This is a genomic window from bacterium, from assembly GCA_035454885.1.
GTDB lineage: Bacteria > UBA10199 > UBA10199 > JACPAL01.
In genome coordinates this window covers 1-22855 of the sequence record DATIGE010000071.1, presented here as the reverse complement: position 1 = coordinate 22855, position 22855 = coordinate 1, and the positions used below count along the sequence as shown (strand labels likewise).

Below are 22855 nucleotides of genomic sequence, written 5' to 3'. Positions count from 1 at the left end.
TGACGCGGCGCGTCTTCCCGGGGGAGGCTAGCGGATTTCGGAGGGCAATTCCTTCCAAACAGAAGGGTCGTGGCCGGGAATGATCAAGGCGTCCGGATTCTTTTCGGCGAATTCGCGGATCTTGAGCGTGGAGGCCCAGGCCGGCCCGGCGTCTTCCTCCAAATGCCGGATGAAAAAGGACTTCGGGGCCGGTCTCTGATAGTTCTCCCTGACCCAGACCGCGTCGCCGGTGAGCAGGACCTTTCTTCCCGAGCCGGTCATGACAAGGAGCGATTGATGACCCGGCGTATGGCCCGGGGTCGAGAGGAGGATGAGAGCTCCGTCGCCGAAGAGGTCGAAGCGATCGCCATCACCGTAGTCGACGGCTTGCACGCGGCCGGAGAGTCCCGACAATTGTTCCGACATGACCCCTCGAAACCGGGCCTTCCAGCGTCCGACATTCGCATGCTCCCACTCCGCCCGGGAGACGACGATCGTCGCCTTCGGAAAATCCAAGAGTCCTCCGGCATGATCGTAATGAAGGTGGGACACGACGACGTACGTCACGTCCTCCGGGGCGATCCCCTCCGCCTTCAATTGCTCGACCGCCGCGTCCTTCGGTTGAAACTCCGCCGGAAAAAAATGGTTCACGAGACGATGGGGCCACCAGGCATCGGACTGCTCCAGAAACGAAACCCCGAGCCCGCTGTCGAAGAGGACGATGCCCCGGGGATGTCGGATGACGTAAAAGGGAATGGGGATCCTGATTTTTTCCGGTGCGCCGCCCTCGACCATGTACTTGAAGTCGGTCCGGAACCAACCGGTCGTCTTGGGGGCGATCGTGACGCCGTCGCTTGCAAAGAGGACGGAGGCCCTCAGCCCGACGGCCAGTGCGAAGAAAAGCGCGAGCCTTGATTTACGGAGCATGCGCGTGATGGGATGCCACACCTGATGACTGAAATCCATGAATTCGAACGGCCGCATTTCGCGCTTCTGGAGTCCTCCCTGGGCGGGCGTTATTCGATCGCCGCCTCCGACCCGCTTTACGTCCTGGAGCCCAAGGACGGCGTCTCCTTCCTCGATGACCTCCGGGGACGGCTGCGAGAGACGCCCGCGGTCGACGCGCCGGACCTCCCGTTCGCCGGCGGATGGATCGGATACTTGGGTTACGAGCTTTATCCCGAGACCATTGGAAAGGTTGCCCCCAGGGAACCAGCGCTGATACCCAAGGCGACGCTCGCGTTTTATGATCGGTTTTACCTGTTCGATCACGTCCGGAACGAAGGTCGTTGGTTGCAATGGAGGCCCGGAGGGCGGGGGGTCGACCGGGGACCGCCTGAGCGTCCTGCGAAGAGGTCCACGGGCGGCCCCCCGCCCTCCGGGCTGCGAGTCACCCCCCTCCCCGCTGGCGCACTTGAGAGCAACTTCACTCGGAACGAATATCTGGCGGCGGTCCGCAAGATCCGCGAGTACATCGCGGCGGGCGACTGTTACCAGGTCAACCTCTCCCAGAAGTTCACCGCCCCCGTCTCCCATCCCCCGGCCGTCATCTATGAACGCCTGCGCTCCGTCAGCCCTTCTCCTTATGCGGCTTTTTTGAATCTGGGCGGTGCCCAGATCCTCTCCTCGTCTCCGGAATGTTTCCTGGAGCTGGCGGGCTCAAAGATCGTGACCCGTCCGATCAAAGGCACCCGGCCGCGCGGAAACGACGGCGACGAAGACGCCGCGCTGAAGGAAGAACTCCTGTCGAGTCCCAAGGATCGTGCGGAGCTCTTGATGATCACCGACCTGGAGAGGAACGACCTGGGCCGCGTCTGCCGGACGGGCAGCGTTCGCGTGCGGGACTTAAGGACGGTCGAGACCTATCCCCAGGTCCATCATCTGGTTTCGACGATCGAAGGGGAATTGGAGGTCGGCCGGGACATCCTCGACCTCTTGAAAGCGACATTCCCAGGCGGCTCGGTCACCGGGGCGCCGAAGGTCCGTGCCATGCAGGTGATCCGGGAGCTTGAGCCCCATGCCCGCGAGGTCTATTGCGGGGCGATCGGTTACGTGAGCCTGAACGGCAAGGCCCAGTTCAACGTGGCGATCAGGACGATGGTCGTCAAAGAAGGTCGAGCGCACTTCTGGTCCGGAGGCGGGATCGTGGCCGATTCTGATCCGGAGTCGGAATACAAGGAAACGTTGGTGAAGGCCAAGGGGATGGTCGGGGCGTTAAACGCCTAGATGCACACCATGGGGATGGCCTGGACCGGCTGAAACTCCTGGAACGCCTCCGGGAAAAAGACGCCCATGACGATGCGGGCGGCGACGAACATGTTGTAGATCCAGATCGGCTGGAAGTAGGTAAAGAGCATGAGGCAACCGAGGCCCAAGAATCCCAAACCGACCTTGCGATGGGCTTTGTAGAAGCGGACTTCCACCTTTTCCAGCCTCTTGCGGAACCAGGCCTGTATCTTCTTCATCTTGCGCGGCGTCAGGATGTAGCCCAGGCCGATCATGACCGGAAACAGGGCTATGACCAGAAAAAGGGTGCTAATCATACTGTCCCTCCACTTATATTATCGGTAGGTTGTCTCAAAAAGATGCGGGGTATTTCATGAAAAATGAGGCGATATGACGCAGGGAGTCGACAGCTAATGCGCTCCAGAAGGGCTTTAGCGGTCTGGATCGGCGGTAAAATGATCCCGGAAAGGCGCGCTTCCGTGCCCGTCTCGGACTCGTCCTATCTCTATGGTATCGGGCTTTTCGAGACGCTCCGGGCGGCCGGAGGCCGGGTCCTCTTTTTCCCCCTCCATGACGCGCGGCTCCGGAAAAACGCCCGGCGGATCGGCCTCAAGATGCCCCTTTCCCCGCGACGCTTCTTGGGCGCGATCGCAGGCCTCCTTCGCCGAAACCGCCTGAAGGACGCAACCGTCCGCGTCATGCTCTCGGAGACCTCCGAGGGAAAGCCGCGCGTCGTCATCACGGCAAAACCTTTTAAGCCGTATCCCGCCCGCTGCTACCGGGAGGGCGCGAGGGTCGTCTTCGCCCGCTCGTTCCTCGCCGACTCGAAGTCCCTCGCTCCGATCAAGACGACCAGTTACTTGAGCCGGATGATCCCCAGACGCGAGGCCGCGCGACGGGGCGCCGACGAAGCGCTGCTCCTCAGCGAATCGGGCCTGGTGACCGAGGCGGCCTCGAGCAACGTCTTCATCGTCAAGAACGGCGTCTTGTTCACGCCTCCGCTCATCGACGGGCTCCTCGCCGGAACCCGGCGGAAAGTCGTGATGGAGCTGGCCAAGAAGCTGAAGATCCCGGTGAGGGAACGTTCGCTCCGCCCGAAGGACCTCTTCGGCGCCCACGAGGCGTTTCTCACCAGCACGCTCAAGGATGTCATGCCGGTGGGATGGGTGGAGGGAAAGAAGATCGGCGTGGGCGCGCCGGGTCCCGTAACGCGGAGACTGCTGGGCGCGTTTCAAACCCTCGCCCGGATGTAGTCGGAAACGAACTCCTTCGAACGCTCGATCGCCTTTTCGAGGGAATATCCGCGAGCCAGGTGCGCGGCGATGGCGGCGGAGAGGGCGCAGCCGGTCCCGTGAGCGCCGCGGACGAACTTCTTGCGCGACGGGAAGATCGTCCAATCCTTGCCGTCATAGAGGACGTCCACCGGGTCCTCCTTCAAATGTCCGCCTTTGACGAGCACCGCTTTCACACCTTTGCACACCGTGTGGATATGGAGGGCGGCCTCGCGCATGTCCTCGACGTTCTTCACCTTCATCTTGGCCATGATCTCGGCCTCATCCAGATTGGGAGTGACGAGAGTGACGAGCGGAACCAGGAACTGCGTCAGGATGGCCATGCCCTTGGGGTCGATGAGAAGGGCCCCGGTCGACGATTTGAAGACGGGATCCAAGACGACCTTGGGAATCTTGTCCTTGTCCTTGTACTCGCCCTTCATCTGGTCGAGGAAACGGTAGATGGCGAAGACGTTGTCCTCGGTGCCGAGCATGCCGATCTTGATGGCGTCGACACGGTGGACGGCGGTGATCGCCTGAATTTGTTCGCGCAGAAGGCGGGAGGAGACGGGATTGAGAGAGAAAAAGCGCTTTTCGTTCTGGGAGGTGACCGCGGTGATGGCCGTCACGCCGTGCACCCCCAGGGAGTGGAACGCCATGAGGTCGACCTGAATGCCGGCTCCGCCGGAAGGGTCAGAACCCGCGATTGTAAGGACGGTTTTCACTTAAAAAGCGCGGAAAAATATCTCGCCTCCTCGATGCGATCCCCCGTTTTTGCCAATGCGGAGATCATAGCCACAGAGTGAACGCCGGTCGCAAGCACATCCTTGATGTTTGAGCGGTTGATGCCCCCGATCGCCACCACGGGGATCTTGACCGCTTTCACGACTTGCCTCAGCTTTTCCAGCCCCTGGACGGGATGGCCGGGCCCCTTGGTGGGCGTGGAAAAGATCGCTCCGAAGGCGATATAGTCGGCTCCGCGGCGTTCGGCGCCCACGGCCTCCTCCAGGCCATGCGACGAATACCCGATGATCTTGTCCGGCCCCAGAATCCGCCGGCATTCCTCGGGGGAGGGGTCGTCCCTGCCGACGTGGACGCCGTCGGCGCCGATCGCCTTGGCCACCCCGAGATCGTCGTTCACGATCCAGATAAAATCGAAACGAGCCTTGAGATCCTGAATGCGGCCTGCCGTATCGCGGAAGATCCGTTCGCGGTCCGGGGACTCAAGGCGCCGTTTGTCCCGAAGCTGGATGACGGAGGCCCCGCCCCGAAGGTATTCCTCGGTCAAGACGGACAAATCAGTCTCAGGGGTCACGGTGGAGTCGACGATGGCGTATAAGCCGCGGACCGCGGGTTTAGAACGCATGTCCGTGCCGGTGAACGAAGAGTTCCACCGCCCACATGGCCGCCAATCCCAGAACGAACGAGATGACGATCGGAACTTGGCGCTCCGCGTGTTCGTGCACGTGGGGGAGCAAGTCGGACAGAGAAACGTGGAGAAAGGTCCCGGCGGAGAAGGCGAGCGCCGCTCCGATGAACTCGGGATGCACCGCCCCGAAGGAGCGCACCAGGACCGCGCCCAAAGGGACCGTCAGGATGAGGACGACGTTGAGCAGGATGATCCGCGACCTCGCGTGGCGCTCGTGAAGGAGCACGGTGGTCAAGGCGAAGGCTTCGGGAAGCTTGTGGAAGAAGATCGTGAGAAAGACGACGAAGCCCAGCTCGCTGACGAGAAGGCCCGAACCCAGAGCGATACCGTCGGTCAGGGAATGGGCGCAAATGCCGATGGTGGCGGATATGCCCAAGCTATGGACCTCGCACTCGAGCATCTCGCAGATATGGACCGTCAGGAATTTCTGGAAGACGTAGAGAAAGAGAAATCCGGCCAGAACCCAGAGCGAGGCGCTCTCGCCCAGGAGCCCCACCGACGCGGGAAAAAGATGGATGAGCGTCGCGCCCAGCATGAGTCCGGCCGAAAAGGCCAGGAGATAGTGGACGTACTTGCGCGTCCACGAAAGAAAGACGGGCACGATCCCGCCGGCCACGACGGACGTGGAGATCATGCCGGAATAAACTCCGAGATCGGGCCAGAAGGAGTTCATGGTTTCGTCGCGATCTTCAGGTCCTTCATCTTCTTGTGAAGCGTGTTCCGGTTGATGCCCAGCATCTTCGCGGCCCGGATCTGGTTGCCGCGCGTCCTCTCCAAGATGAGCTCCAGGAGCGGCCTCTCGACCCGGTTCATCACCGCGTCGTAGAGATCCTCGACGTCGTAGCCATCCCACTTGGAGAGAAAAGAGGCAAGTTTCTTGCGGACGATGTCCTCGAGCGCGATCTCGTCCATGTCGACGTTGCCGAGGGCATCGCCCAGGAACGGCGTCACGACCTCCGGACCGATCGTCGGGCCGGGAGAGAGGACGATGGCCCGCTTCACGACGTTCTCCAGTTCCCGCACGTTCCCCGGCCACGGGTAGCCCTTGAGCACCTTCATGACTTCGGGAGCGATCTGCTTGGCGGGCGAGGCCAGCTCGTCGCAGAATTTTTTGACGAAGTAATTCGCCAGGAGCGGGATATCGTCCTTTCGCACCCTGAGGGGCGGAATCTCCAGGGGCACGACGTTCAAACGGTAAAAAAGGTCCTCCCGGAACTTTTTTTCCTTCACCATCTTGGAGAGGTTCTGGTTGGTGGCCGCGATGACGCGGGCATGCACGGCCATCGGCTCGGAGCTGCCCAGCCTTTGAATCTCCCTCTCTTGGAGGACGCGAAGGATCTTCGCCTGCAGATTGAGGGGCAATTCCCCGATCTCATCGAGAAAGATCGTCCCCTTGCCGGCCTTTTCAAAATAACCGATCCGTTCGTCGTTCGCCCCGGTGAAGGCCCCGCGCACGTGGCCGAACAGCTCGCTTTCGAGCAGTTCCTTGGGAATGGCCGCGACGTTGACGGCCACGAACGGCTGCGAAGCCCGGTCGCTCTCGTAGTGGATCGATCGCGCCATGAGCTCCTTGCCGGTTCCGGACTCGCCCTGGATCAGCACGGTCACGTCGCGCGCGGCCAGCTTGCCGATCATCTTGTAAAGCTCCCGGACCGGACGGCTCTCCCCCACGATCATGTGGGGCCCCATTTGAAACTCCTTCACCTCCTGACGGAGATGCTCCACCTCCGTCTCCAGGGCCCGCTCCTTCAACGCCTTCTGCACCAGGATGTCGAGTTCATCGATGTCGAAGGGCTTGGTGAGATAATCGAACGCGCCTTTCTTCATCGCGTCGATGGCGTTCTTCATCGTGTCCTGGGCCGTCATCATGATGACGGGAGGCGGGTTCTCGATCTGCCGGATCCGCTCCAGCAACTTGAACCCGTCGATCTCCGGCATCCGGATGTCGAGGAGAACGACGTCGTACTTCTGTTGGTCGACCATTTTGGACGCCTGCCTGCCGTCCTCGGCGCAATCGACCGCGTAACCCTTGTGCCGGAGGGAATTGCGGATCACGACCCGGAGACTTTCCTCGTCGTCAGCCACCAGAATGCGAGCCTCTGTCATAAAGAACTCCTCAGTAGGATTTGAAACGTCGTCCCCTTGCCTTCTTCCGTCGTCAGATTGATCGCCCCGCCGTGCTCATGGATCACGCGCTGGGTGACGGCGAGTCCCAACCCGTACCCTTTCTCTTTCGTGGTGAAGAACGGCGTGAAAATCTTGTCCGTGTCCTCCGCCTTGATTCCCGTGCCGTTGTCGCGGATTTCCGTCGAAACCATCCGCCACGGCTTCCGCCTTTCCGCTCCCTTCATCTTGAAATTGGTGATGATGCGCGTTTTGAAGCGGATCTCGCCCTCTCCTTCGGGGTGCCGTTCCGCCACCGCATCGGAGGCGTTCACGATGAAGTTCAAGAAGACCTGTTTGAGTTCGTCCGCGTCCCCCAGGACGGGCGGAAGGCTCGGGTCGAACTCGCGGACGATGCGGATGCCGCGCTTCTCGATGGGTTCTTTCTGAAGGATGAGGAGGGCGTCGATGAGCTCGTTGATGTTGACCTTGTCGATTTTCAAGTCCTTGGGACGGGCGAACGTCAGAAGCTGGTTCACCAGGCGGTTCACGCGGTCCGCTTCCTTGACGATGATCTGAAGATATTCCGCCGACTCCTGCGGGAGCTTGCCGCGGGTGAGGAGCTGGGCGGCGCCCTTGATGCCGCCCAGGGGATTTTTGATCTCGTGCGCCAGCCCCGCGGCGATCGTCCCCATCATCGCCAACCGGTCGGCCTTCCGGACCTCCTCCTCCAGCTTCTTGACCGGCGTGATGTCGCGAAAGACCAGGATCCAGCCCGTGAGATCGCCGTCGTCACCCGTCAGCGGCGTCACCGAGACGTCCACCGTGGCGCGCGCGCGCCCGTGGCCCGACCAGGGCATTTCGCGGAGCGTCAGCGCCGCGCCCTCCCGGAGAGCGGCCTCCAGTTTTTCAAAGACACCGTTGTTCCGGGGAAAGGCTTCGGGAAGCGGAAGACCCAGGGTCGACTCGGCGGAAAACCCGGTGATGGTCTCCGCCGCCGGGTTCATGGCGATGACCCTCCACTCCGTGTCCAAGATCACCAAACCGTCGCCGAATGATGAGAAGATGGTCTCCCAAGAGGGTCGTATTTTGCGGGTAAAATGCATAGCTGCCTAATAATTAGGCATCGTAGAAGGGCCCTCGCGAGAAGGCAAGTGGGATTTCCGGACGCCGGTTGACTCTCCGCGACGGACGTAGGAAATTCCAGCCCCTCGGATGTCACTGAAGACCCTCTTCAATCGTGAGAGCCCGGTCGTCCGTTCGCTCGAAGTGGCGGGCGTCGTGCTGGCGGGCCTCCAACTTTGGAAGCACCTCCTGCCCTTTGATTGGCGGGGAGGATTGTTTCTCTTCCTCGTGGCGTGCTGCCTCTTCATTTTTGCCTGCGATCTGATCCGGTGGTATCCCGGCTCCGAGCGGACGGACGGACCGCGGCAAAAGATCGGGATCGAGGTCCACTTTCTGAAGGCCCGCGTCCCCACGTCCTACATCCTCGCGATCGCCTCGGCCCTCGCGCTCCTCCAAATTCCTTATGTCTCCACGGGTGTCGTCCTCTTGGCGGATCTCATGATGCTCGTTGTCGCGCCCGTGAACGGAATCCTCATCTGGTTTCACCGCTTCGACAAGGACACAACGCCGATGAATTATTTCAGCCTCAACAAGTACCTCGGGAGCCGACATGAAGACCTACCGTCATATCACCGTTGAACGTCAAGGCCCCGCCCTCTGGATCGCCTTCAACCGCCCGGAGGCGAGAAACGCGTTTCACATCGAAATGGCGGGCGAAATCCTCCAGGCCGTCCGCGAGGCCGTCCGCGCCAAAGACGTCCGCGTGCTCGTCTTGACCGGAACGGGCGAGGTGTTTTCGGCCGGCGGCGACATCAAGCTCATGGGCCAAATGGTCTCGAACAAGAAAAGGTGTTCCGCGTTCTTTTCGGAGATTTCCCGTCTCATTCACACGGCGGTCCGGGAGATGAAGGCCTCGGACAAACCCGTACTGGCGGCCGTGCCGGGTTTTGCGGGCGGGATCGCCTTCGGCCTCGTCCTCGGGGCCGACCTTCGGATCGCCTCGGAACAGGCCGAGTTCAGCGCGGCGACGATTCGCCTGGGACTGGTCGCCAACGGCAGCGCCACCTACCACCTGCCGCGGATCGTCGGGCTCGCGAAGGCGGCGGAGATCCTCTTCCTGGGGGACACTCTGACGGCCTCGGAGGCGTTGTCGGCCGGCCTGGTCAACCGCGTGGTGCCCGCGGCCGATTTGGAAAAGACGGTTCAGGACATCGCCGAACGCCTGGCGGCCGCCCCGCGAAAGGCCTTGGGCCGCGTCAAGAAGCTGCTTCAGGCGAGCCTTTATTCCACGCTTTCCGCCCAGCTCGAGCGCGAGCGCCAGGCGATCGCCTGGTCGTCGACCTTGCCGGATTTTCAGGAAGGGGTTTCGGCGTTCTTGGAGAAGAGGAAGGCCTCATTCAACAAGGTCCGGGATTAGTCGTCTTCGAGACCCAGAGGGCGCATGAGCCGGGCACCGAGATCGATGTTCGACGTGGCGGGCGCGACATATCCCTCCAGGGCACCCAAGAGGTTCAGGATCAATCCCGAGAGATAAGGAAATCTCCGGTCCCAAAGGCCAAGTTCCGGGTCGCGATTCACGACCCTGACCCATCTCTCCGCCACCCCTTCCGGAAACCACTCCTCGTCGGAGATTCGGGCATAATCCGACGGGGCCGCCTCGCCGGAACACCAGATCTTGATCATCTCGCGCCGGATGAACCGGTTCTTGTAGGCCAGACCGTGACCGAAGATCTCGTGCAGGAACGTGTAGAGCGTCCTGATGTGGCGGGCCTTCAACTCCTTCAGAGAGGGGGTCCCGGCGGGGACATCCGTCTCGTCGCCCAGGGGGTAGAGGACGGAGACGAGACGGCCGCCTTCGCGAAAGGTATGGCCGACCTCGCCGTTCCGCTCGCCGGACATGCGGATTTCATCGAGTTGGGTCAGGGCGGACAAGGGGATGTGGCCGAGGTAATTCAAGAGACCCTTCAGGGATGGCATGAGACCGTCCCGCTCGTAGACGATCCGCAGGCGGTGACGGTTCTGGAAAGAGACCTCATGAACGCGAGCGCCGTTCGCCGTCTCCGCGGTGGTCAGCGATTCGACTTGGGGAGAGGTGATCTCTTCCGGCAGGGCCCTGATGTCCTCTTCCGCGTAGATCGCAAGGAGGTAGTCCCTGATCTGCCGGGGAACCAACAGATCGCAGTCGGCATCCTCCGGCCTGGCCTGAAAGAAAACCGCCCACGGCTCGCTTAGGCCGGCCGGATCCACGCGCCGGGCGTAGTGGAGGATGCCGTCCTCCGTCCTTTCGACGTCGAGCACGCGGTAGGAAAGGCCGAAATCCACGATCCTCGGCGCCTGTCCGTCCTGCAAGGCCTTGAGCCTGCGCCAGGCCGCTCCGGAGTCGAGGTCTGAAGCCTCCACCCCGCCCAGAGCGGTTGCCGAATCGGACCCGAGCGCGCTCGCGGAGGCCTCGAGGGCCGCGGACAACCAACCAGGGGGAAATGCGATCGTTGCCGGCACAACCGTCAGATCGTCTGGAAATGTTCCAAGTTGCGGAGTATGTGTCAGTGATGATCGTCCTCGGTATCGAAACCTCCTGCGATGAAACGGCGGCTGCGGTCGTGGAGTTTCGCGAGACATCGCGGCGAAGGGCGAACACTAGGTTCGCCCCTACAGCACGCATCTTGTCCAATTTGATCGCCTCCCAACACGAGATCCACGCCCCCTACGGGGGGATCTTTCCGGAATTGGCGAGCCGGCGGCACATCGAGATCATTCGTCCGCTCGTGGAGGAGGCGCTGAAGAAGGCCGGCGTCCCGCAAAAGGAGATCGGAGGCATCGCCGTCACCCACGCGCCGGGTCTGATCGGCTCGCTGCTCGTGGGCCTCTCCTTCGCCAAGGCCTACGCCTTCGGGCTCGGCATCCCGTTCATCGGCGTCAGCCACCTGGAAGGACACTTGAACGCGCCTTTCTTGGAGCATCCGGGGATCCGGTACCCGCATATCGGACTGGTCGTCTCCGGCGGACATACGGCGCTCTATCTCGTGAAGAAATTCGGGGACTATGAATTCCTGGGTGGCACGCGGGATGACGCCGCCGGCGAGGCCTTCGACAAGGTGGCCAAGATCCTGGGGCTCGGCTATCCGGGCGGGCCGATCGTCGACAAAAAGGCGCGCGAAGGCGCTCCGGAGGCCGTCAACTTTCCCAAACCCAGGGTGCCCGGATACGATTTCAGCTTCAGCGGCTTGAAGACCGCCGCGAAGCAAATCGTCGAGAAGGGCCCGCCCCCCCTCCCCAACCTATGCGCCTCGTTCCAAGAGACCGTGGTCGACATCTTGATCGAAAAGACGTTGGCCGCCGCAAGGAACCGGCGCTGCAAGACGGTGCTGGTCACGGGGGGCGTGGCCTGCAATTCGCGGCTCCGGGTGAAGCTGACGGAAGAGGCCGCACGGAGGGACGTGAAGGCGTTTTTCGCCTCTCCGGTTCTTTCGACGGACAACGCGGCCATGATCGCTTACGCGGGCGGACGGAGGATCCTGGCGGGGCAGTCCTCGCCGCTTTCGCTCAACGCGGTCTCCAACCTCGCCCTGGGGGCGCCATGAGCTTCGCGGCGAAAAAATCCCTCGGCCAGCACTTCCTCTTCAACCCCGTCACGCTCGACAAGATCCTCGCTCTGGCCGGGATCGGACCTGAAGACCGCGTCCTCGAGATCGGCGCCGGCCCCGGCGCCCTGACCGGGAGGATCGCCGCGCGCGCCGGACGTCTCGTCGCCGTCGAGAAGGACCCGCGGTTCGCGAAGGCCCTCCAAGAAAAGTTCCAAGGCGATCCCAAGGTGACGATCGTCGAAGGCGACTTTCTTCAAATGAACCTCGAAAAACTACTCGGAACCAGCTCCGAAGGAGCGTTGAGGGGGAGGCTCGATCCGGCTTTGCCGGCCGAGGGGGCGACGCGAGCCCCTCCATGGAAGGTCATCGCGAATCTTCCCTACAACGTCGCGACCGAGATCATCTTTCATCTCCTGGAGCTTTCGACCTTCTTCCACAGCTTCACCGTGATGGTGCAAAAGGAAGTGGCGGATCGCATCGTCGCCAAGCCCGGCTCGAAGACCTACGGCATCCTCTCGGTCATGACCCAGCTCTTTTCGGAGAACAAAATCGTCATGAGGCTCAAACCGGGCTCCTTCGCCCCGCCGCCCAAGGTGGATTCGGCCATCGTCCGCTTCCGGATCAGCGACGGCTGCCGGTTTCCGATCAATCACCTTCCGACGTTCGAAACGGTCGTCCGTTCGGCCTTCGGGCAACGCCGGAAGACGATCTTGAATGCGCTCAAGGGAGGCGGATTTGCCGCAGAAGAGATCGCGGCGGCTCTGAAAGGGGCCGGCATTTCCCCTCAAGCGCGGGCCGAAATGCTTCCCATCGAGAAGTTCGCGGCCCTTGCGAACACCCTCTCCTTGGTCTAAGGACGTTGCAATGCCCCCCCGCTACATCGCCATCGAAGGCCCCATCGGAGCCGGAAAATCGAGCCTCGCGAAGAGGCTCGCGCAGGACTTCAACGCCCGTCTCGTTTCGGAGGCGGTCGACGAGAACCCCTTCCTGCCGGAGTTCTACAAAGACCGCCGCAAGAACGCCCTCAAGACGCAGATCCTCTTCCTCATCAACCGCTACCAGCAGCAAAAAGACCTCGTGCAACACGACCTCTTCTCCGGCGGCGTTATCAGCGATTATCTTTTTTCCAAGGACCGCATCTTCGCGACCCTCAACCTCAACAAGGAGGAGCTCTTCCTCTACGAGAAGATCTACGGCCTGCTCGACGTCCAGCTCCCCAAGCCGGACCTGGTGGTCTTTCTGCAGGCCTCGATCGACGTCTTGAAGAAACACATCCGCAAGCGGGGCATCGGCTACGAAAGGCATATTGACGATCGCTACCTCGAGGAGCTGGCCGAGGCCTACAACCGATTCTTCTTCACCTACTCCGAAACGCCGCTCCTGACCGTCAACGTCACCGACATCGATTTCGTGAAGAACGAGGCCGACTACGAGAGCCTCGTGAAGGCCATCGTCGCCGCCCCCTCAAAACGGGGTGGAAAAACCTACCTGTCGATCGGGAAGTAATTTTAGGCCTGCTTTACGGACACAGTTGGCCGGTCCAATACCCGCTGTCGTCCAAGCTGACTCCTGCGGGCGCGCCCCCGTACCCTCCCCAATAGTAGAACGTCCCGCAGGTTCCGACATTCGCCGAGGCGCTGTAAGTCGCGGATGGGGCGCTGGCCGATGTCACCTTCACCTTATAGACCCCGACGGTTGCACCCGTCAGACCGGAGGTGTTCATTTTGGCTGATCCGTTTGAGTCCGTGATTGCCGATCTGACGGCCCACAAGGAGCCCGGACTCAGACATTGGCTCCCGCAATAAACCTCCGTCGTCACCGTCGCTCCACTGACGGCCCGCCCCGCCTGGTCGACGACCTTCGCCACCCACTCGACGACCGTGCCGGTCAGAAGCGAAAGCCTGAAGTCGGAGACATGGATCGCTGTCGTTGGCGCCGGAGCCGGGGTCGGGGGACTGGCACTTGGCGGCGGGCTCGCCGGCTCATTGATTGTCGTTTGTCTTGTTGAGCCATTATTAGCCAGGTCACGATCCTTCTCAGCCGAATTAACGCTCACGGTGTTAATGACCGTCCCGGGGCTCATTGCTTTCAAGCTCAGGGTTTGATCTCTGATCAGCCTCACATTCATCTGGCCGGGTTCGAGATTTCCCACATCCCACCGTAGAATGGTCTGCGTGCCTCCATAGGGGCCCGGCCCCCAGCCGGCCTGGGTCGGTGGATCTTGCCGCATCTCGGAGGGGGGATAGGCTAAAACATAGGCACCCGTGGCGCGATTCGGTCCATTATTCCAGACGCTCATCTTGTAGGTGACGACCCCTCCGACCGTCACGGGATCCGGCGAAACGATCAGTGAGATCGCTAGATCCGCCGAAGGCGTGACCTTGGTGTCGACCGAGGCGGTGTTGTTGTTTGGATTGGGATCGGGAAAAGTGGTGGAAATGACGACGCTGTTTGTAAACCATGTCTTATTATAGAGAGAGACCGTAAGCCGCAGCGTCGCCTCTGCGCCGCTATTCAAGGTCCCTATATTCCAATTCCATCGGCCCGTGGCCACATTCTTGACGTAGCCTTGGCTGGCCTCCACCCTCTCTTGCTTGACGTCAACGGCCTGAAGGGCAACTCCGGAGTGATCGAATAAGGTATCGGCGAGTGAGAGGCTTTTGACCGGCGCCGAGCCGTTGTTCTTGACTTTGATGGTGTAGGTCACCGGATTTCCCGCCAGGATCTCGAAGGCCGACGCGCTCTGAGTGACCTCCAGATCCGCCTGGTTCCGCATCACGGTCTTCGTCAGGGCCGCTTGGATGAGCGCGTACGCATGCAAACCTTGTTGGACGATCTCATTGGGACCCAGGAGCCGGCAACACGAGGTGACCCTGGCCCTGTTTTCGATGGGAAAAGAATCTTCTATGGGTACGGGGGGTATGGGCAAAACAGCACGGTTGTCCAATTCAGGAGGAGGAGTTTGAAAGGAGGGAGTCACACTCTCTATCCTCTGAAGTTTAGGTTCTATTGTTTCGCGGGTTTCAAAATCCTTTGGATACGTGGCCTGATACTTGGCGGCCTCGGCCTTCAGTCTCGCCTGGGCCTGGGCATAATCCGTTGTCGTACTCTTGGTCCGAAGCTGCGACTCCTCGTTGATCGTCACATCGATGTTCAGGATCGCCTTCTCCTTGGGGGCCAGCATCCCGACGTTCCAGCTCAGCATCGAATCCTTCTGCACCCACGGGACATCGGTTCCGTGGGTGACGGGGGTGGAGTTGTTGGCCGCATCGACCCTGACCTCGGACAGCGCATTGACCCTGACCTGCGTCGGCAGGACGTCCACCACGGTCACGCCCTGCGCCGGGAAATCGCTCTGATTGACCACCTCGACGTAGTACGTGAAGGAGTCTCCCGTCGTCAGAGGCCGGGGCGGAGCCGGAAGACTGACGGCGCCCGTCGGCGAGCGGACCAACGTCTCCCGTTCGGTCGGGATCGGTCCCGGGGTTTCCGTCGAGTCGCGGATCGCGATGGCTAGGAGGGCCATGGGCGGGTCGACGGGATAGTTCGGCGGGCAGACGTCACCGACGCCATCTCCATCCGCATCGGCTTGGTCAGGATTCGAAACGCCCGGGCAGTTGTCATTCCGGTTGGGGATGTGGTCATCGTCAAAGTCGAGTGATTGAGCGAAACTTTTTACCTCCTGCTCGTCGAGTTCTCTAGGGAGTTTGCTGACTTGATCCGCTATGCCGGACGGAGAAGCAAATTCCCAACTCTCCGAATCCCCTTTCCCATAATCGAGATTCAACCAATCATTGTAGGCTAGGAGAAGAGGCCCTCCTCCATCGTTGACGCCGACGATCTTTCCAGAACAGTCGCGCTTGGGCCATGCGTTTATATTTGATCGGAACTGCTTCAATTCTCCCGTCTCGCCGTCAACATTCCAATCGATCTGCAACTTGCCGGATTTTTTTATCATCGCAAAATCAGGAGTTCCGTCCTCTCTTTCAAAACTGAAAATCATGCTCCAATCTTTGGGAATCTCAAAAAGAACGGTTTCATCCAGCGAGTCTTCATCAACGCCCGTCAGCGGCTCCGAGGAATAGGTCAGCGGGCGGTTCGGAAGAAAGTCGGAGTACAGATACGCATAGTTCATCAGGCTAAAATAGTTCGGCTTGAAATTGATCTCGTCTCGTCCTCCGTGATCGAGGTTCAACGTATGCCCCAATTCGTGCATGAAAGTATCCGCTTCTTCCTGCCTTCTGATGACCTGATTGCGCTCCTCCCAGAGCCCCTCGGTGACGAGAAGGTCATTCCCTCCTATTTCTGCTATTCCGCTATCGCACGTCTTGTCGCCATCGCAGTCCTCGCTAATCCCTTCTGCGAAGGCATTGGCAAAAAGCGCGTAACGAAAGACTTCCGCTCTGGCTTTATCGATCCAATAGCAATTTGAATCCTGCCGTACCGTCATACTTCCAAAATGCCCGTCTGTAACTCTCACCCCGCAAACGTTTTTTTGATAGCCCCACTTTAAATCCCAGAAATCAAAATCGACACCTGCCGGGCGGTCGGAAAAATAGATTTCCGCGATGTCCGGAACCGCCTCGTCCAGATACTCCGCCGGCTTTGCGCCGTCAGGGCTCAAAAGAAGCTTGACGCCTTTCACCTGATCGGGATTGGGCACAGGGGCATTTCTGAATGCCCGGATCACATCCTCTAGTGAACCTTCGGGCGGCTTGTTCTTTGACATGTAATCCACCTCCACAAAGAGATCCTTGTGGAACGGATTCACGCCGTAAGGCCGAAGATCGAGGTCCGTCGTCCCGTCTCCGTTGATATCGATCGGCAGGATCTCCCAGCAATCGGGGATGGCGTCGCCGTCCGAGTCTTGGTCCTTGGGAACGGGGCAGCCGGTCGCCGCCACGGCCACCGCCGTCTGGACAACCGTGGGGGCGACACTCAAGATCTGCTGGGCCCTTTTCACGATCCCCGTGGCCCAACCCCAGGCGGAAATCCCCCCGCCCAGTTTCGCCGCAAACGCCGCGGCCCCAGCCAGCGAAAACAGGAGGGCACAAAGGCAGAAAAGAAGCTTGGCCGGGCGGCATCTCCCCAAGGGCGGTTGATCCATTTTGAGATGAAATCTGCAACTCTCATGCCGATAGAAATTCGCAACGACTCCGGCGGATGTAAGGTAATCAGTTGATTTAACTCAAATTTATTGAAACTATGCGTTGGATCCGTGTTGTCGGGAACCCCGATCTACTTATCAAAAGGATAATCCTTATCATTATGATAAGAATTGAAATTCACCCCTCACGGAATAGGATGCCGCGGTGACCCAGCTTACGATCCCGAAGATCCAGAAAATGAAGGCCTCCGGCGAGAAGATCGCCATGGTCACCTGCTACGACGCCTCGTTCGCGAGACTCGTGGACGAGGCGGTCGACGTCGTCCTGATTGGCGATTCGCTCGGGATGGTCATCCAAGGCCACGACTCGACCCTCCCCGTCACCGTGGACGACATGATCTACCACTCGGCCGCGGTCGCGCGGGGGCTGACGCATCCGCTGCTCGTTACCGACATGCCCTTCATGAGCTACCAGGCCGAGTTCGGCTCGGCGCTGAAGGCCGCGGGGCAGATCCTCAAGAAGGGCAAGGCGCAATCGGTGAAGGTGGAAGGCGGCGAGGAGGTGACCGAGCTCGTCTACCGGATGAGCCGCGTCGGCATCCCGGTCATGGGCCACATCGGTCTCGAGCCTCAAAAGATCCACCGCTACGGCGGCTTCAAGATCCAGGGCAAGGGCGCGGAGGAGGAGAAGCATCTCTTGAAGCAGGCCAAGGCCCTCCAAGAGGCCGGCGTCTGGTCGATCGTCCTGGAAGGGATTCCGATGGAGCTCGCGGAGAAGATCACGGCGGCGCTCAAGGTCCCGACGATCGGCATCGCCTCAGGACCTCATTGCGACGGCCAGGTCCTCGTCCTTTACGACCTGCTCGGGATGAACCCCGATTTCAACCCGCGGTTCCTCAAAAAATACGCCGATCTCGGCAAGACCGTCCCCAAGGCCGTGCGGACCTACGTGAACGAGGTGAAGAAGGGCCTTTTTCCGGACGAAGGACACAGCTTCAAGAGGCAGGAAGCGGCTTCACGAAAGAAAGCGACTTGAGTTTTCGGACAAGTTTGGCGTCCGCCGTCACAAAATCCGCCCCCAAAGCCTCGGCCAGGGCCACGAAGCTCGCATCATAGGCGGTCAAACCAAAGCGTTTGGCCAATTCGACCGCACGGCGGAAAGCCTTTTGCGGCAAAAGAAAGACCTGCAAGGGCAAGGCGTAAAGTCGGTCGACAAAATCTCGCGCTTCTTCCGAGGTCACGAAATCCTTCATCGAGAGGTAGTTGGCGAATTCATAATAAAGGAGATCCGGGGCCCCGATCGCTTCACTCTTTAAGAGAGACCTCGCCTGCGATGAGTCCGCCTCGCCGAAGAACCACTTAATGGCGACCGACGTGTCTACGACGACCATCGGGCGTCCCTCATCTTCCGGACGTCCTCGGCGGCGTCACCCTTGGCCAATCGTCTCGCCTTCGAAGGATTGGCTTTCTTCCAGGCGTCCACCTCCGCCAGAACCTCACCGACCGTCCTCAGACGTTCTTTATCCAAGCACTGCTTTTCGTGCTCCTTCACCGGAATCAGGACGGCCAGTGCGAGATGACCCCGCATGATCGTCACATGCTCGCCTTTTTTGACGACCCGGTCCAGAATGCTCCCGAATTTCTTACGCATCTCCAAGGCGGTCACTGCGGATTCCATGGCATCACCTCCTGCATATCATATAGACTATTATAGTGACTCTATCAATATCTTTCTTGGACCGGCAAAGAAACCGTTGCTTCGGGGGCCGGATTGTTTTTCACTGCGAAAACATGATGATCCTGCGCACAGCCAGGGACATGGCGGCCTTCTCGGAAACGGCCCGCCTGGCCGGCCGGAAGATCGCCTTCGTCCCCACGATGGGCGCCCTGCACGAGGGCCACCGCGCCCTCTTCCGCGAGGCGCGTCGGCATGGGGACGTCGTTGTCGTCAGCATCTACGTCAATCCCCGCCAGTTCAACGACCCCGAGGATTTCCGCAAGTACGCTCGGAATCTGGAGGGCGATCTCAAACAATGCGAGGCGGAGGGCGTGGACGCCGTCTTCGCACCGGCCGATGCCGAGATCTACCCGGCCGAGGACGACTCGGCGGAGGTCCCGGTTCCAGAAGTCGCGATGCGTCTGGAAGGGGCCTCGCGCCCCGGGCACTTCGACGGCGTCGTCGCCGTCGTCTCCCGTCTCTTGCGAATCGTCAAACCCCAAGCCGCCGTCTTCGGGATGAAGGACTACCAGCAGGTCCGCGTGATCGAGGAGATGGTGGAGGAGCAGAAAATGGGCGTGGAGATCGTCCGCCATCCGACGGTCCACGAAAAGGGTGGGCTCGCGATGAGCTCGAGGAACGCCCGCCTCTCGCCCGAAGGACGGAAGAAGGCCCTGGCCCTCTCTCGTTCATTGGAAAAAGCCTCTTCCCTCTTTTCGGCCGGAGAGAGAACCGCAAAAAAGTTACGGGACGCCGTCCTTAAAGAGGTCTCACGTGATCCTCAGATAAAAGTGGACTACGTTGCGGTCGTCGATGCCGAGACGCTGGAAGATCTTTTGATCCTCGACCGTCCGTCCCTCGTCGCGGTCGCCGCAATCGTGGAAGGAGTCAGGCTCATCGATAATTGCCTCTTAGAATGAATCTCTCTGTCCCTCTTCCCCATAGAAATAATCGCGAATCGCCATGGTCCGATACGTATCGCGGCCAGGATTCTCTCTGAAGACGAGCCTCGCGCAGAGCCGATTCGGAAAATCCGGCGGCGTTTGAGGGTCTTTTTGAACGCACATCTTGACCCAGCCTTCGACCAGGGCGGACACCGCGGAATGGTCCTCCGGAACATCAATCAAGGTCGCCTCAAGAGGATTATGAAGTCGCCCCTCTAACGGCCCAATTTTTAACTTGGCCATCAAGTTGCTCAGGAAGGGGGTGTCTTGTAGATCATTGAGACGAAGCTCCTTCTGAAGCCTCCAAAAATAAATGGTCGGCTCCGAGGCTTCGTATTCGGGGTAGCGGGAAACGGGCTGAGGTAGGGTGACCCGGCGGCGGACCGCCCGAATCTCGCGAACCTCGGGCGGGCGAATGTAGTGGGAGGGCATGGCTCCCCGACAGGGGGTCCATGAGACCGGTTCCTCCCGGAACGCTTCCGGATAAATGGTACGCGCCAAGAAATAGACATGGGGATTCCCAAGCTGCGGTTCCTCCGGAAAGCCGTCCCAGCGCTTGAGAAAATCAAGGACCAAGCTCCTTCTGTCGGAGGGCCAAGTGTTCCAGAGGGGGACCTCGCTCCGAGACGGCAAATCCGGCCTGCCGAAGTGGCGCTTCCTCAGCCTGGCCAGGATGTCCTTGATGAAATAGCGGAAGAACTTGGGGACGGCGTCGTTCTGAAGATGAGAGGGGACCTTGGCCATGCTGTGGGCTTGGAACCATCCCCGATAGACGGCGTATTGATGTTGAAAGGAATGATTCGGGTCTTGAATCGCGTCGATGAAAACGCCGACGTCTCCGGAGGATTGCAGCTGCATCTTTCTGACAAGGTCGGCCGCGTCATTGCGTTCGAAAAGGCGCTCGTCCTTCCAGATATTTGGGTACCGTTGATAGACCTCGATGACCGCCTCGGGCGTGTTGGCAGAGCCGAGCCACGCAGGCGGCCCGGATGAGACGGCGGTCATCATGGCCGCCCTACCCGAGGACACGGCGTTCAAGAACGAGGGGGTGAGAAAAGAGACGGTCATTTCGAGGGGCCTCCTTGCATGACACCCAACCCGCGAACGAGATCCTCAACGAATTCCCGAGTTGCCAGGATTTCTTCCTCCCCTCCGTGGTGATGGATCTGACGCTCGATCTCTTGTGCGATCTTCCGAACAAAATCGACGAATGGCTCTGGAAACGGCGGACCGGCGTTTGTCCTCACGAAGTGGACGCTCAAATCGGCGGATCGGTGGGCACCCGCGTCGGTCGGACTGTAGAATAATTCAAAGGCGGGCTCGTAGGTCGCACTGAAGAGGCGATCCGCGCGGATCGGCCGGGCCGAAGCCAAGGAGAACCGTCGGCGGACATCCACGTCTCTAAAGAATGACCAGTCGCCCGCTGGAATCGGATGGCGGAATGGTCTGTCTATGGTGCTTCGATCCACGTCCTCAAGGATCAGACCATCCATTAAAAGGGTCGCCTGGTCGCGCCCCGCGATGAGACGGTCGACGAGCCAGTGGCAAAAGACGATAGCCGCTCCCCCAAAGAGGTGGAGCGCTATATCGTCAAAGGCCTTTTGTCTCAATCGAAAGCTGAGGCCCTGAAAGTCGCTATCCCGCTGAAGGCCGACGGTCGTCTCCTGGCTCACCTGAAAATCCGCGACTCCGTAGGTCACGCCGACGCGGACCGCCTCGCGGATTCGGGACACCCTCACCTCCTTGACCTGCCTCTCTCCTCCACTCTGAAGCACGGCGAAGGACGAAAATCCGTCCGGGTTGCGCCAGGCGTCCGATACGATCCACTGAAGCCTCCGGTCTTCCGGGGCCTTGCCGACCGCCCTCGGGAGTCCGCTGATCGTCCTCTTGTAATTTTGGAGGCCCCTGAACTCTTCGCCCTCGCGCCCCGCCCACTTCCACAGCCGCCGGATCAAAGAACCCTTGGCAACCGGAGCCGGCCTTCGCTCGGCCCTCATCTTTTCCGCCTCCTCCTGCATCGCGCCTGCGATTTTCAAAAACTGGTCGCCGTGAGGCACAAGGGAGCCGATCAAGGGGTGCGTCCTGGATGCGGCCGAGAAAGGAACAAGGGGCCCGAGTCCCGGGGCCTGAAGCCCCAACTGAAAGGCGCTGAGAAGGGAGGGTGTTAAAGAGGAAGATGCCGTCATTTTCCGCCCCCCTCTTTGATCTCCGAATTCACCAGATTCAGAAGCTCCGTCGAGAGGGTCACAAGCTCTTTCGGCTCATAGCCATTGGCCCTCAGTTGGCGATAAAGGGTCTTGGCGAGGAGTCTCAGGGCCTTGTCCTTGGTCGAAATCTCGGACGCCATCGTCAGGCTGGAGCCCCATTCGATTCTCCAATCGCCGAAATCTGGATCGATGGGCTCCGTCTTCGAATGATAGGGGTGGGGATGGTCCCACATTATCTCCTCCAGCCTCTCGCGCACGAGCCCCGGGGAGATTCGTTCCGGGTAGGCGATCCCATATCCTGTCACCAGCTGCTCAAGAACCTTGGCGTAGAAAGGAGGCGGCAAGATATTGCCGCAGGCTCTCTCCAGCCTGTTTTCGAAGTCCGGCGCGTTGGACCGATTGAGGCAAAATACGGCCGCCTCATAGGCCAGATTCCTGGCATAGGCCAGAGACATAGGGATGAAGACGCTGGCGCCTAGGGGAAAGGAAACGATCATGAGGAACCTCCTTTACGGACGTTCCTCGAGGGAATGACGCGTGGGCTCACCGTTATCATCGTCGGTGCACGGAAAAAGTTGTGTGGGGGGAAAAAAAGGAGGGCGGGGCGTCCCCCGCCCTCCCTGAGCCCACGAGACGATCACTCGCCCCGAGGATTGGTTTGTACCCTAAGGAATAGCAATCGTGATGCCAGCGATGCTGAGATCTAACTTATTGAAATAATTAGAGCAGAAATGGCTTTTATGGGCCCATAATAGGAACCAAGGTCATAAAGTGTGTCCCTTGCCTGAGGGTCTTAATGCCGATTGTCTTTCCATCGCACCTAAGATAAAAAGTCTCCCAACGTGAGAGCGCTGCGAGCCCCTTTTATCCTGCCCATTTCCCAGAAACCGATCCCGGACGGCGTCGTGGTCATTGAAGACGGCCGGATCGTGGATGTCGGTCCCGCCGCCAAGCTGCTGTCCGAATACCCCTCGGCCGAGCGCGAGGACTATTCTCACGCGGTCTTGATGCCCGGACTCGTCAACGCCCACACGCACCTGGACCTCATGAATTTCGACGGAAAAACCGCTTCCGGCGAGTCTCTCGAATTCTTCGACTGGCTCACCTTGGGCTGGAACCACCGGCGGTCGCTCACGCCCGCCGGGCGCCGCCAGTGCTTCGACGACGGCATCCGACAGCTCCTCCGCTCCGGGACGACGTGCGTGGGCGACGCGGGCCAGTAC

General features: G+C 60.2%; 24 protein-coding genes. 10 read left to right on the top strand and 14 right to left on the bottom strand.

Translation table 11 applies throughout. The features are described 5' to 3' along the window. Nucleotides 1-27 precede the first annotated feature (27 nt). Complete coding sequence (locus tag VLJ37_12135; protein ID HSA60419.1) at nt 28-963, bottom strand: N-acyl homoserine lactonase family protein; 936 nt, start codon at nt 961-963, stop codon at nt 28-30. Between VLJ37_12135 and pabB the strand changes: the two genes are divergently transcribed. Continuing rightward, nucleotides 931-2205, top strand: a complete 1275-nt coding sequence (pabB, locus tag VLJ37_12130) for an aminodeoxychorismate synthase component I (GenBank protein HSA60418.1) — start codon at nt 931-933, stop codon at nt 2203-2205. The genes VLJ37_12135 and pabB overlap by 33 nt on opposite strands. Here the strand turns inward: pabB and VLJ37_12125 are convergent. Further along, nucleotides 2202-2522, bottom strand: coding sequence for a hypothetical protein (locus VLJ37_12125; GenBank protein HSA60417.1), 321 nt, complete (start codon nt 2520-2522; stop codon nt 2202-2204). The genes pabB and VLJ37_12125 overlap by 4 nt on opposite strands. Nucleotides 2523-2660: 138 nt before the next feature. On the opposite strand from VLJ37_12125, the gene VLJ37_12120 reads away from it, so the two are divergent. After that, nucleotides 2661-3458 carry an aminotransferase class IV gene (locus tag VLJ37_12120; protein HSA60416.1) on the top strand — a complete coding sequence of 266 codons (798 nt, stop codon included), beginning with the start codon at nt 2661-2663 and terminating at the stop codon, nt 3456-3458. On the opposite strand, the gene thiD is transcribed toward VLJ37_12120, so the two are convergent. Genes thiD through VLJ37_12095 form a run of 5 tightly spaced genes read right to left on the bottom strand, consistent with a single transcriptional unit; the run spans nt 3437 to nt 8114 of the window. After that, nucleotides 3437-4201, bottom strand: a complete 765-nt coding sequence (gene thiD / locus VLJ37_12115) for a bifunctional hydroxymethylpyrimidine kinase/phosphomethylpyrimidine kinase (GenBank protein HSA60415.1) — start codon at nt 4199-4201, stop codon at nt 3437-3439. The two genes, VLJ37_12120 and thiD, sit on opposite strands and share 22 nt — an antisense overlap. Further along, the gene (gene thiE / locus VLJ37_12110; protein ID HSA60414.1) at nt 4198-4842 is read right to left on the bottom strand and encodes a thiamine phosphate synthase; all 645 of its coding nucleotides are present in this window, start codon (nt 4840-4842) and stop codon (nt 4198-4200) included. Before thiE ends, thiD begins: the two co-directional genes overlap by 4 nt. After that, a complete protein-coding gene (locus tag VLJ37_12105; GenBank protein HSA60413.1) occupies nt 4832-5539 on the bottom strand; it encodes a ZIP family metal transporter in 708 nt (235 codons plus the stop codon). Before VLJ37_12105 ends, thiE begins: the two co-directional genes overlap by 11 nt. A 35-nt stretch (nt 5540-5574) precedes the next feature. Beyond that, on the bottom strand, nt 5575-7011 hold the full coding sequence (locus VLJ37_12100; protein HSA60412.1) for a sigma-54 dependent transcriptional regulator: 1437 nt from the start codon (nt 7009-7011) through the stop codon (nt 5575-5577). Further along, the gene (locus VLJ37_12095; protein ID HSA60411.1) at nt 7008-8114 is read right to left on the bottom strand and encodes an ATP-binding protein; all 1107 of its coding nucleotides are present in this window, start codon (nt 8112-8114) and stop codon (nt 7008-7010) included. The genes VLJ37_12100 and VLJ37_12095 overlap by 4 nt, the downstream gene beginning before the upstream one ends. Nucleotides 8115-8223: 109 nt before the next feature. On the opposite strand from VLJ37_12095, the gene VLJ37_12090 reads away from it, so the two are divergent. Then, complete coding sequence (locus VLJ37_12090) at nt 8224-8712, top strand: hypothetical protein (GenBank protein HSA60410.1); 489 nt, start codon at nt 8224-8226, stop codon at nt 8710-8712. Then, a complete protein-coding gene (locus VLJ37_12085) occupies nt 8684-9490 on the top strand; it encodes an enoyl-CoA hydratase-related protein (GenBank protein ID HSA60409.1) in 807 nt (268 codons plus the stop codon). The genes VLJ37_12090 and VLJ37_12085 overlap by 29 nt, the downstream gene beginning before the upstream one ends. Here the strand turns inward: VLJ37_12085 and VLJ37_12080 are convergent. Further along, nucleotides 9487-10572, bottom strand: coding sequence for a hypothetical protein (locus VLJ37_12080; GenBank protein HSA60408.1), 1086 nt, complete (start codon nt 10570-10572; stop codon nt 9487-9489). The two genes, VLJ37_12085 and VLJ37_12080, sit on opposite strands and share 4 nt — an antisense overlap. A 50-nt stretch (nt 10573-10622) precedes the next feature. Here VLJ37_12080 and tsaD point away from each other — a divergent pair, with 50 nt between their 5' ends. The 3 genes from tsaD to VLJ37_12065 are packed head-to-tail and all read left to right on the top strand — an operon-like array spanning nt 10623 to nt 13163. Next, a complete protein-coding gene (tsaD, locus tag VLJ37_12075) occupies nt 10623-11654 on the top strand; it encodes a tRNA (adenosine(37)-N6)-threonylcarbamoyltransferase complex transferase subunit TsaD (GenBank protein HSA60407.1) in 1032 nt (343 codons plus the stop codon). Further along, nucleotides 11651-12511 carry a 16S rRNA (adenine(1518)-N(6)/adenine(1519)-N(6))-dimethyltransferase RsmA gene (rsmA, locus tag VLJ37_12070; GenBank protein HSA60406.1) on the top strand — a complete coding sequence of 287 codons (861 nt, stop codon included), beginning with the start codon at nt 11651-11653 and terminating at the stop codon, nt 12509-12511. The genes tsaD and rsmA overlap by 4 nt, the downstream gene beginning before the upstream one ends. A gap of 10 nt (nt 12512-12521) precedes the next feature. Next, nucleotides 12522-13163 carry a deoxynucleoside kinase gene (locus tag VLJ37_12065; GenBank protein ID HSA60405.1) on the top strand — a complete coding sequence of 214 codons (642 nt, stop codon included), beginning with the start codon at nt 12522-12524 and terminating at the stop codon, nt 13161-13163. A 13-nt stretch (nt 13164-13176) separates the two neighbouring features. On the opposite strand, the gene VLJ37_12060 is transcribed toward VLJ37_12065, so the two are convergent. Next, a complete protein-coding gene (locus VLJ37_12060; protein ID HSA60404.1) occupies nt 13177-16764 on the bottom strand; it encodes a thrombospondin type 3 repeat-containing protein in 3588 nt (1195 codons plus the stop codon). A gap of 205 nt (nt 16765-16969) precedes the next feature. Between VLJ37_12060 and panB the strand changes: the two genes are divergently transcribed. After that, nucleotides 16970-17800 carry a 3-methyl-2-oxobutanoate hydroxymethyltransferase gene (panB, locus tag VLJ37_12055; protein HSA60403.1) on the top strand — a complete coding sequence of 277 codons (831 nt, stop codon included), beginning with the start codon at nt 16970-16972 and terminating at the stop codon, nt 17798-17800. On the opposite strand, the gene VLJ37_12050 is transcribed toward panB, so the two are convergent. Together VLJ37_12050 and VLJ37_12045 are read right to left on the bottom strand one after the other, a co-directional pair. After that, complete coding sequence (locus VLJ37_12050; GenBank protein HSA60402.1) at nt 17760-18155, bottom strand: type II toxin-antitoxin system VapC family toxin; 396 nt, start codon at nt 18153-18155, stop codon at nt 17760-17762. The two genes, panB and VLJ37_12050, sit on opposite strands and share 41 nt — an antisense overlap. After that, nucleotides 18143-18442 carry a hypothetical protein gene (locus VLJ37_12045; GenBank protein ID HSA60401.1) on the bottom strand — a complete coding sequence of 100 codons (300 nt, stop codon included), beginning with the start codon at nt 18440-18442 and terminating at the stop codon, nt 18143-18145. Before VLJ37_12045 ends, VLJ37_12050 begins: the two co-directional genes overlap by 13 nt. A 116-nt stretch (nt 18443-18558) precedes the next feature. Between VLJ37_12045 and panC the strand changes: the two genes are divergently transcribed. Continuing rightward, a complete protein-coding gene (panC, locus tag VLJ37_12040; protein ID HSA60400.1) occupies nt 18559-19401 on the top strand; it encodes a pantoate--beta-alanine ligase in 843 nt (280 codons plus the stop codon). Here panC and VLJ37_12035 read toward each other — a convergent pair. Genes VLJ37_12035 through VLJ37_12025 form a run of 3 tightly spaced genes read right to left on the bottom strand, consistent with a single transcriptional unit; the run spans nt 19393 to nt 22129 of the window. Beyond that, nucleotides 19393-20493 carry a hypothetical protein gene (locus tag VLJ37_12035; protein ID HSA60399.1) on the bottom strand — a complete coding sequence of 367 codons (1101 nt, stop codon included), beginning with the start codon at nt 20491-20493 and terminating at the stop codon, nt 19393-19395. The genes panC and VLJ37_12035 overlap by 9 nt on opposite strands. After that, nucleotides 20490-21611 (bottom strand): hypothetical protein, encoded by a 1122-nt coding sequence (locus VLJ37_12030; protein HSA60398.1) that lies wholly within the window; start codon nt 21609-21611, stop codon nt 20490-20492. Before VLJ37_12030 ends, VLJ37_12035 begins: the two co-directional genes overlap by 4 nt. Next, complete coding sequence (locus tag VLJ37_12025; protein ID HSA60397.1) at nt 21608-22129, bottom strand: hypothetical protein; 522 nt, start codon at nt 22127-22129, stop codon at nt 21608-21610. The genes VLJ37_12030 and VLJ37_12025 overlap by 4 nt, the downstream gene beginning before the upstream one ends. 345 nt (nt 22130-22474) lie before the next feature. Between VLJ37_12025 and VLJ37_12020 the strand changes: the two genes are divergently transcribed. Next, the coding region (locus VLJ37_12020) for an amidohydrolase family protein (protein HSA60396.1) at nt 22475-22855 on the top strand (381 nt) is incomplete at its 3' end.

What these genes read in the sequence shown, in the direction of transcription:
- tsaD (HSA60407.1), top strand. Translation starts at nt 10,623, where the DNA reads ATGATCGTCCTCGGTATCGAAACCTCCTGCGATGAAACGGCGGCTGCG.
- VLJ37_12135 (HSA60419.1), bottom strand. Translation starts at nt 963, where the DNA reads ATGCGGCCGTTCGAATTCATGGATTTCAGTCATCAGGTGTGGCATCCC.
- VLJ37_12090 (HSA60410.1), top strand. Translation starts at nt 8,224, where the DNA reads ATGTCACTGAAGACCCTCTTCAATCGTGAGAGCCCGGTCGTCCGTTCG.
- VLJ37_12125 (HSA60417.1), bottom strand. Translation starts at nt 2,522, where the DNA reads ATGATTAGCACCCTTTTTCTGGTCATAGCCCTGTTTCCGGTCATGATC.
- VLJ37_12100 (HSA60412.1), bottom strand. Translation starts at nt 7,011, where the DNA reads ATGACAGAGGCTCGCATTCTGGTGGCTGACGACGAGGAAAGTCTCCGG.
- VLJ37_12105 (HSA60413.1), bottom strand. Translation starts at nt 5,539, where the DNA reads ATGATCTCCACGTCCGTCGTGGCCGGCGGGATCGTGCCCGTCTTTCTT.
- VLJ37_12085 (HSA60409.1), top strand. Translation starts at nt 8,684, where the DNA reads ATGAAGACCTACCGTCATATCACCGTTGAACGTCAAGGCCCCGCCCTC.
- VLJ37_12035 (HSA60399.1), bottom strand. Translation starts at nt 20,493, where the DNA reads ATGACCGTCTCTTTTCTCACCCCCTCGTTCTTGAACGCCGTGTCCTCG.
- rsmA (HSA60406.1), top strand. Translation starts at nt 11,651, where the DNA reads ATGAGCTTCGCGGCGAAAAAATCCCTCGGCCAGCACTTCCTCTTCAAC.
- VLJ37_12095 (HSA60411.1), bottom strand. Translation starts at nt 8,114, where the DNA reads ATGCATTTTACCCGCAAAATACGACCCTCTTGGGAGACCATCTTCTCA.
- VLJ37_12060 (HSA60404.1), bottom strand. Translation starts at nt 16,764, where the DNA reads ATGGATCAACCGCCCTTGGGGAGATGCCGCCCGGCCAAGCTTCTTTTC.
- pabB (HSA60418.1), top strand. Translation starts at nt 931, where the DNA reads ATGACTGAAATCCATGAATTCGAACGGCCGCATTTCGCGCTTCTGGAG.
- thiE (HSA60414.1), bottom strand. Translation starts at nt 4,842, where the DNA reads ATGCGTTCTAAACCCGCGGTCCGCGGCTTATACGCCATCGTCGACTCC.
- VLJ37_12120 (HSA60416.1), top strand. Translation starts at nt 2,661, where the DNA reads ATGATCCCGGAAAGGCGCGCTTCCGTGCCCGTCTCGGACTCGTCCTAT.
- VLJ37_12045 (HSA60401.1), bottom strand. Translation starts at nt 18,442, where the DNA reads ATGGAATCCGCAGTGACCGCCTTGGAGATGCGTAAGAAATTCGGGAGC.
- VLJ37_12065 (HSA60405.1), top strand. Translation starts at nt 12,522, where the DNA reads ATGCCCCCCCGCTACATCGCCATCGAAGGCCCCATCGGAGCCGGAAAA.
- VLJ37_12030 (HSA60398.1), bottom strand. Translation starts at nt 21,611, where the DNA reads ATGACGGCATCTTCCTCTTTAACACCCTCCCTTCTCAGCGCCTTTCAG.
- VLJ37_12025 (HSA60397.1), bottom strand. Translation starts at nt 22,129, where the DNA reads ATGATCGTTTCCTTTCCCCTAGGCGCCAGCGTCTTCATCCCTATGTCT.
- panC (HSA60400.1), top strand. Translation starts at nt 18,559, where the DNA reads ATGATCCTGCGCACAGCCAGGGACATGGCGGCCTTCTCGGAAACGGCC.
- VLJ37_12050 (HSA60402.1), bottom strand. Translation starts at nt 18,155, where the DNA reads ATGGTCGTCGTAGACACGTCGGTCGCCATTAAGTGGTTCTTCGGCGAG.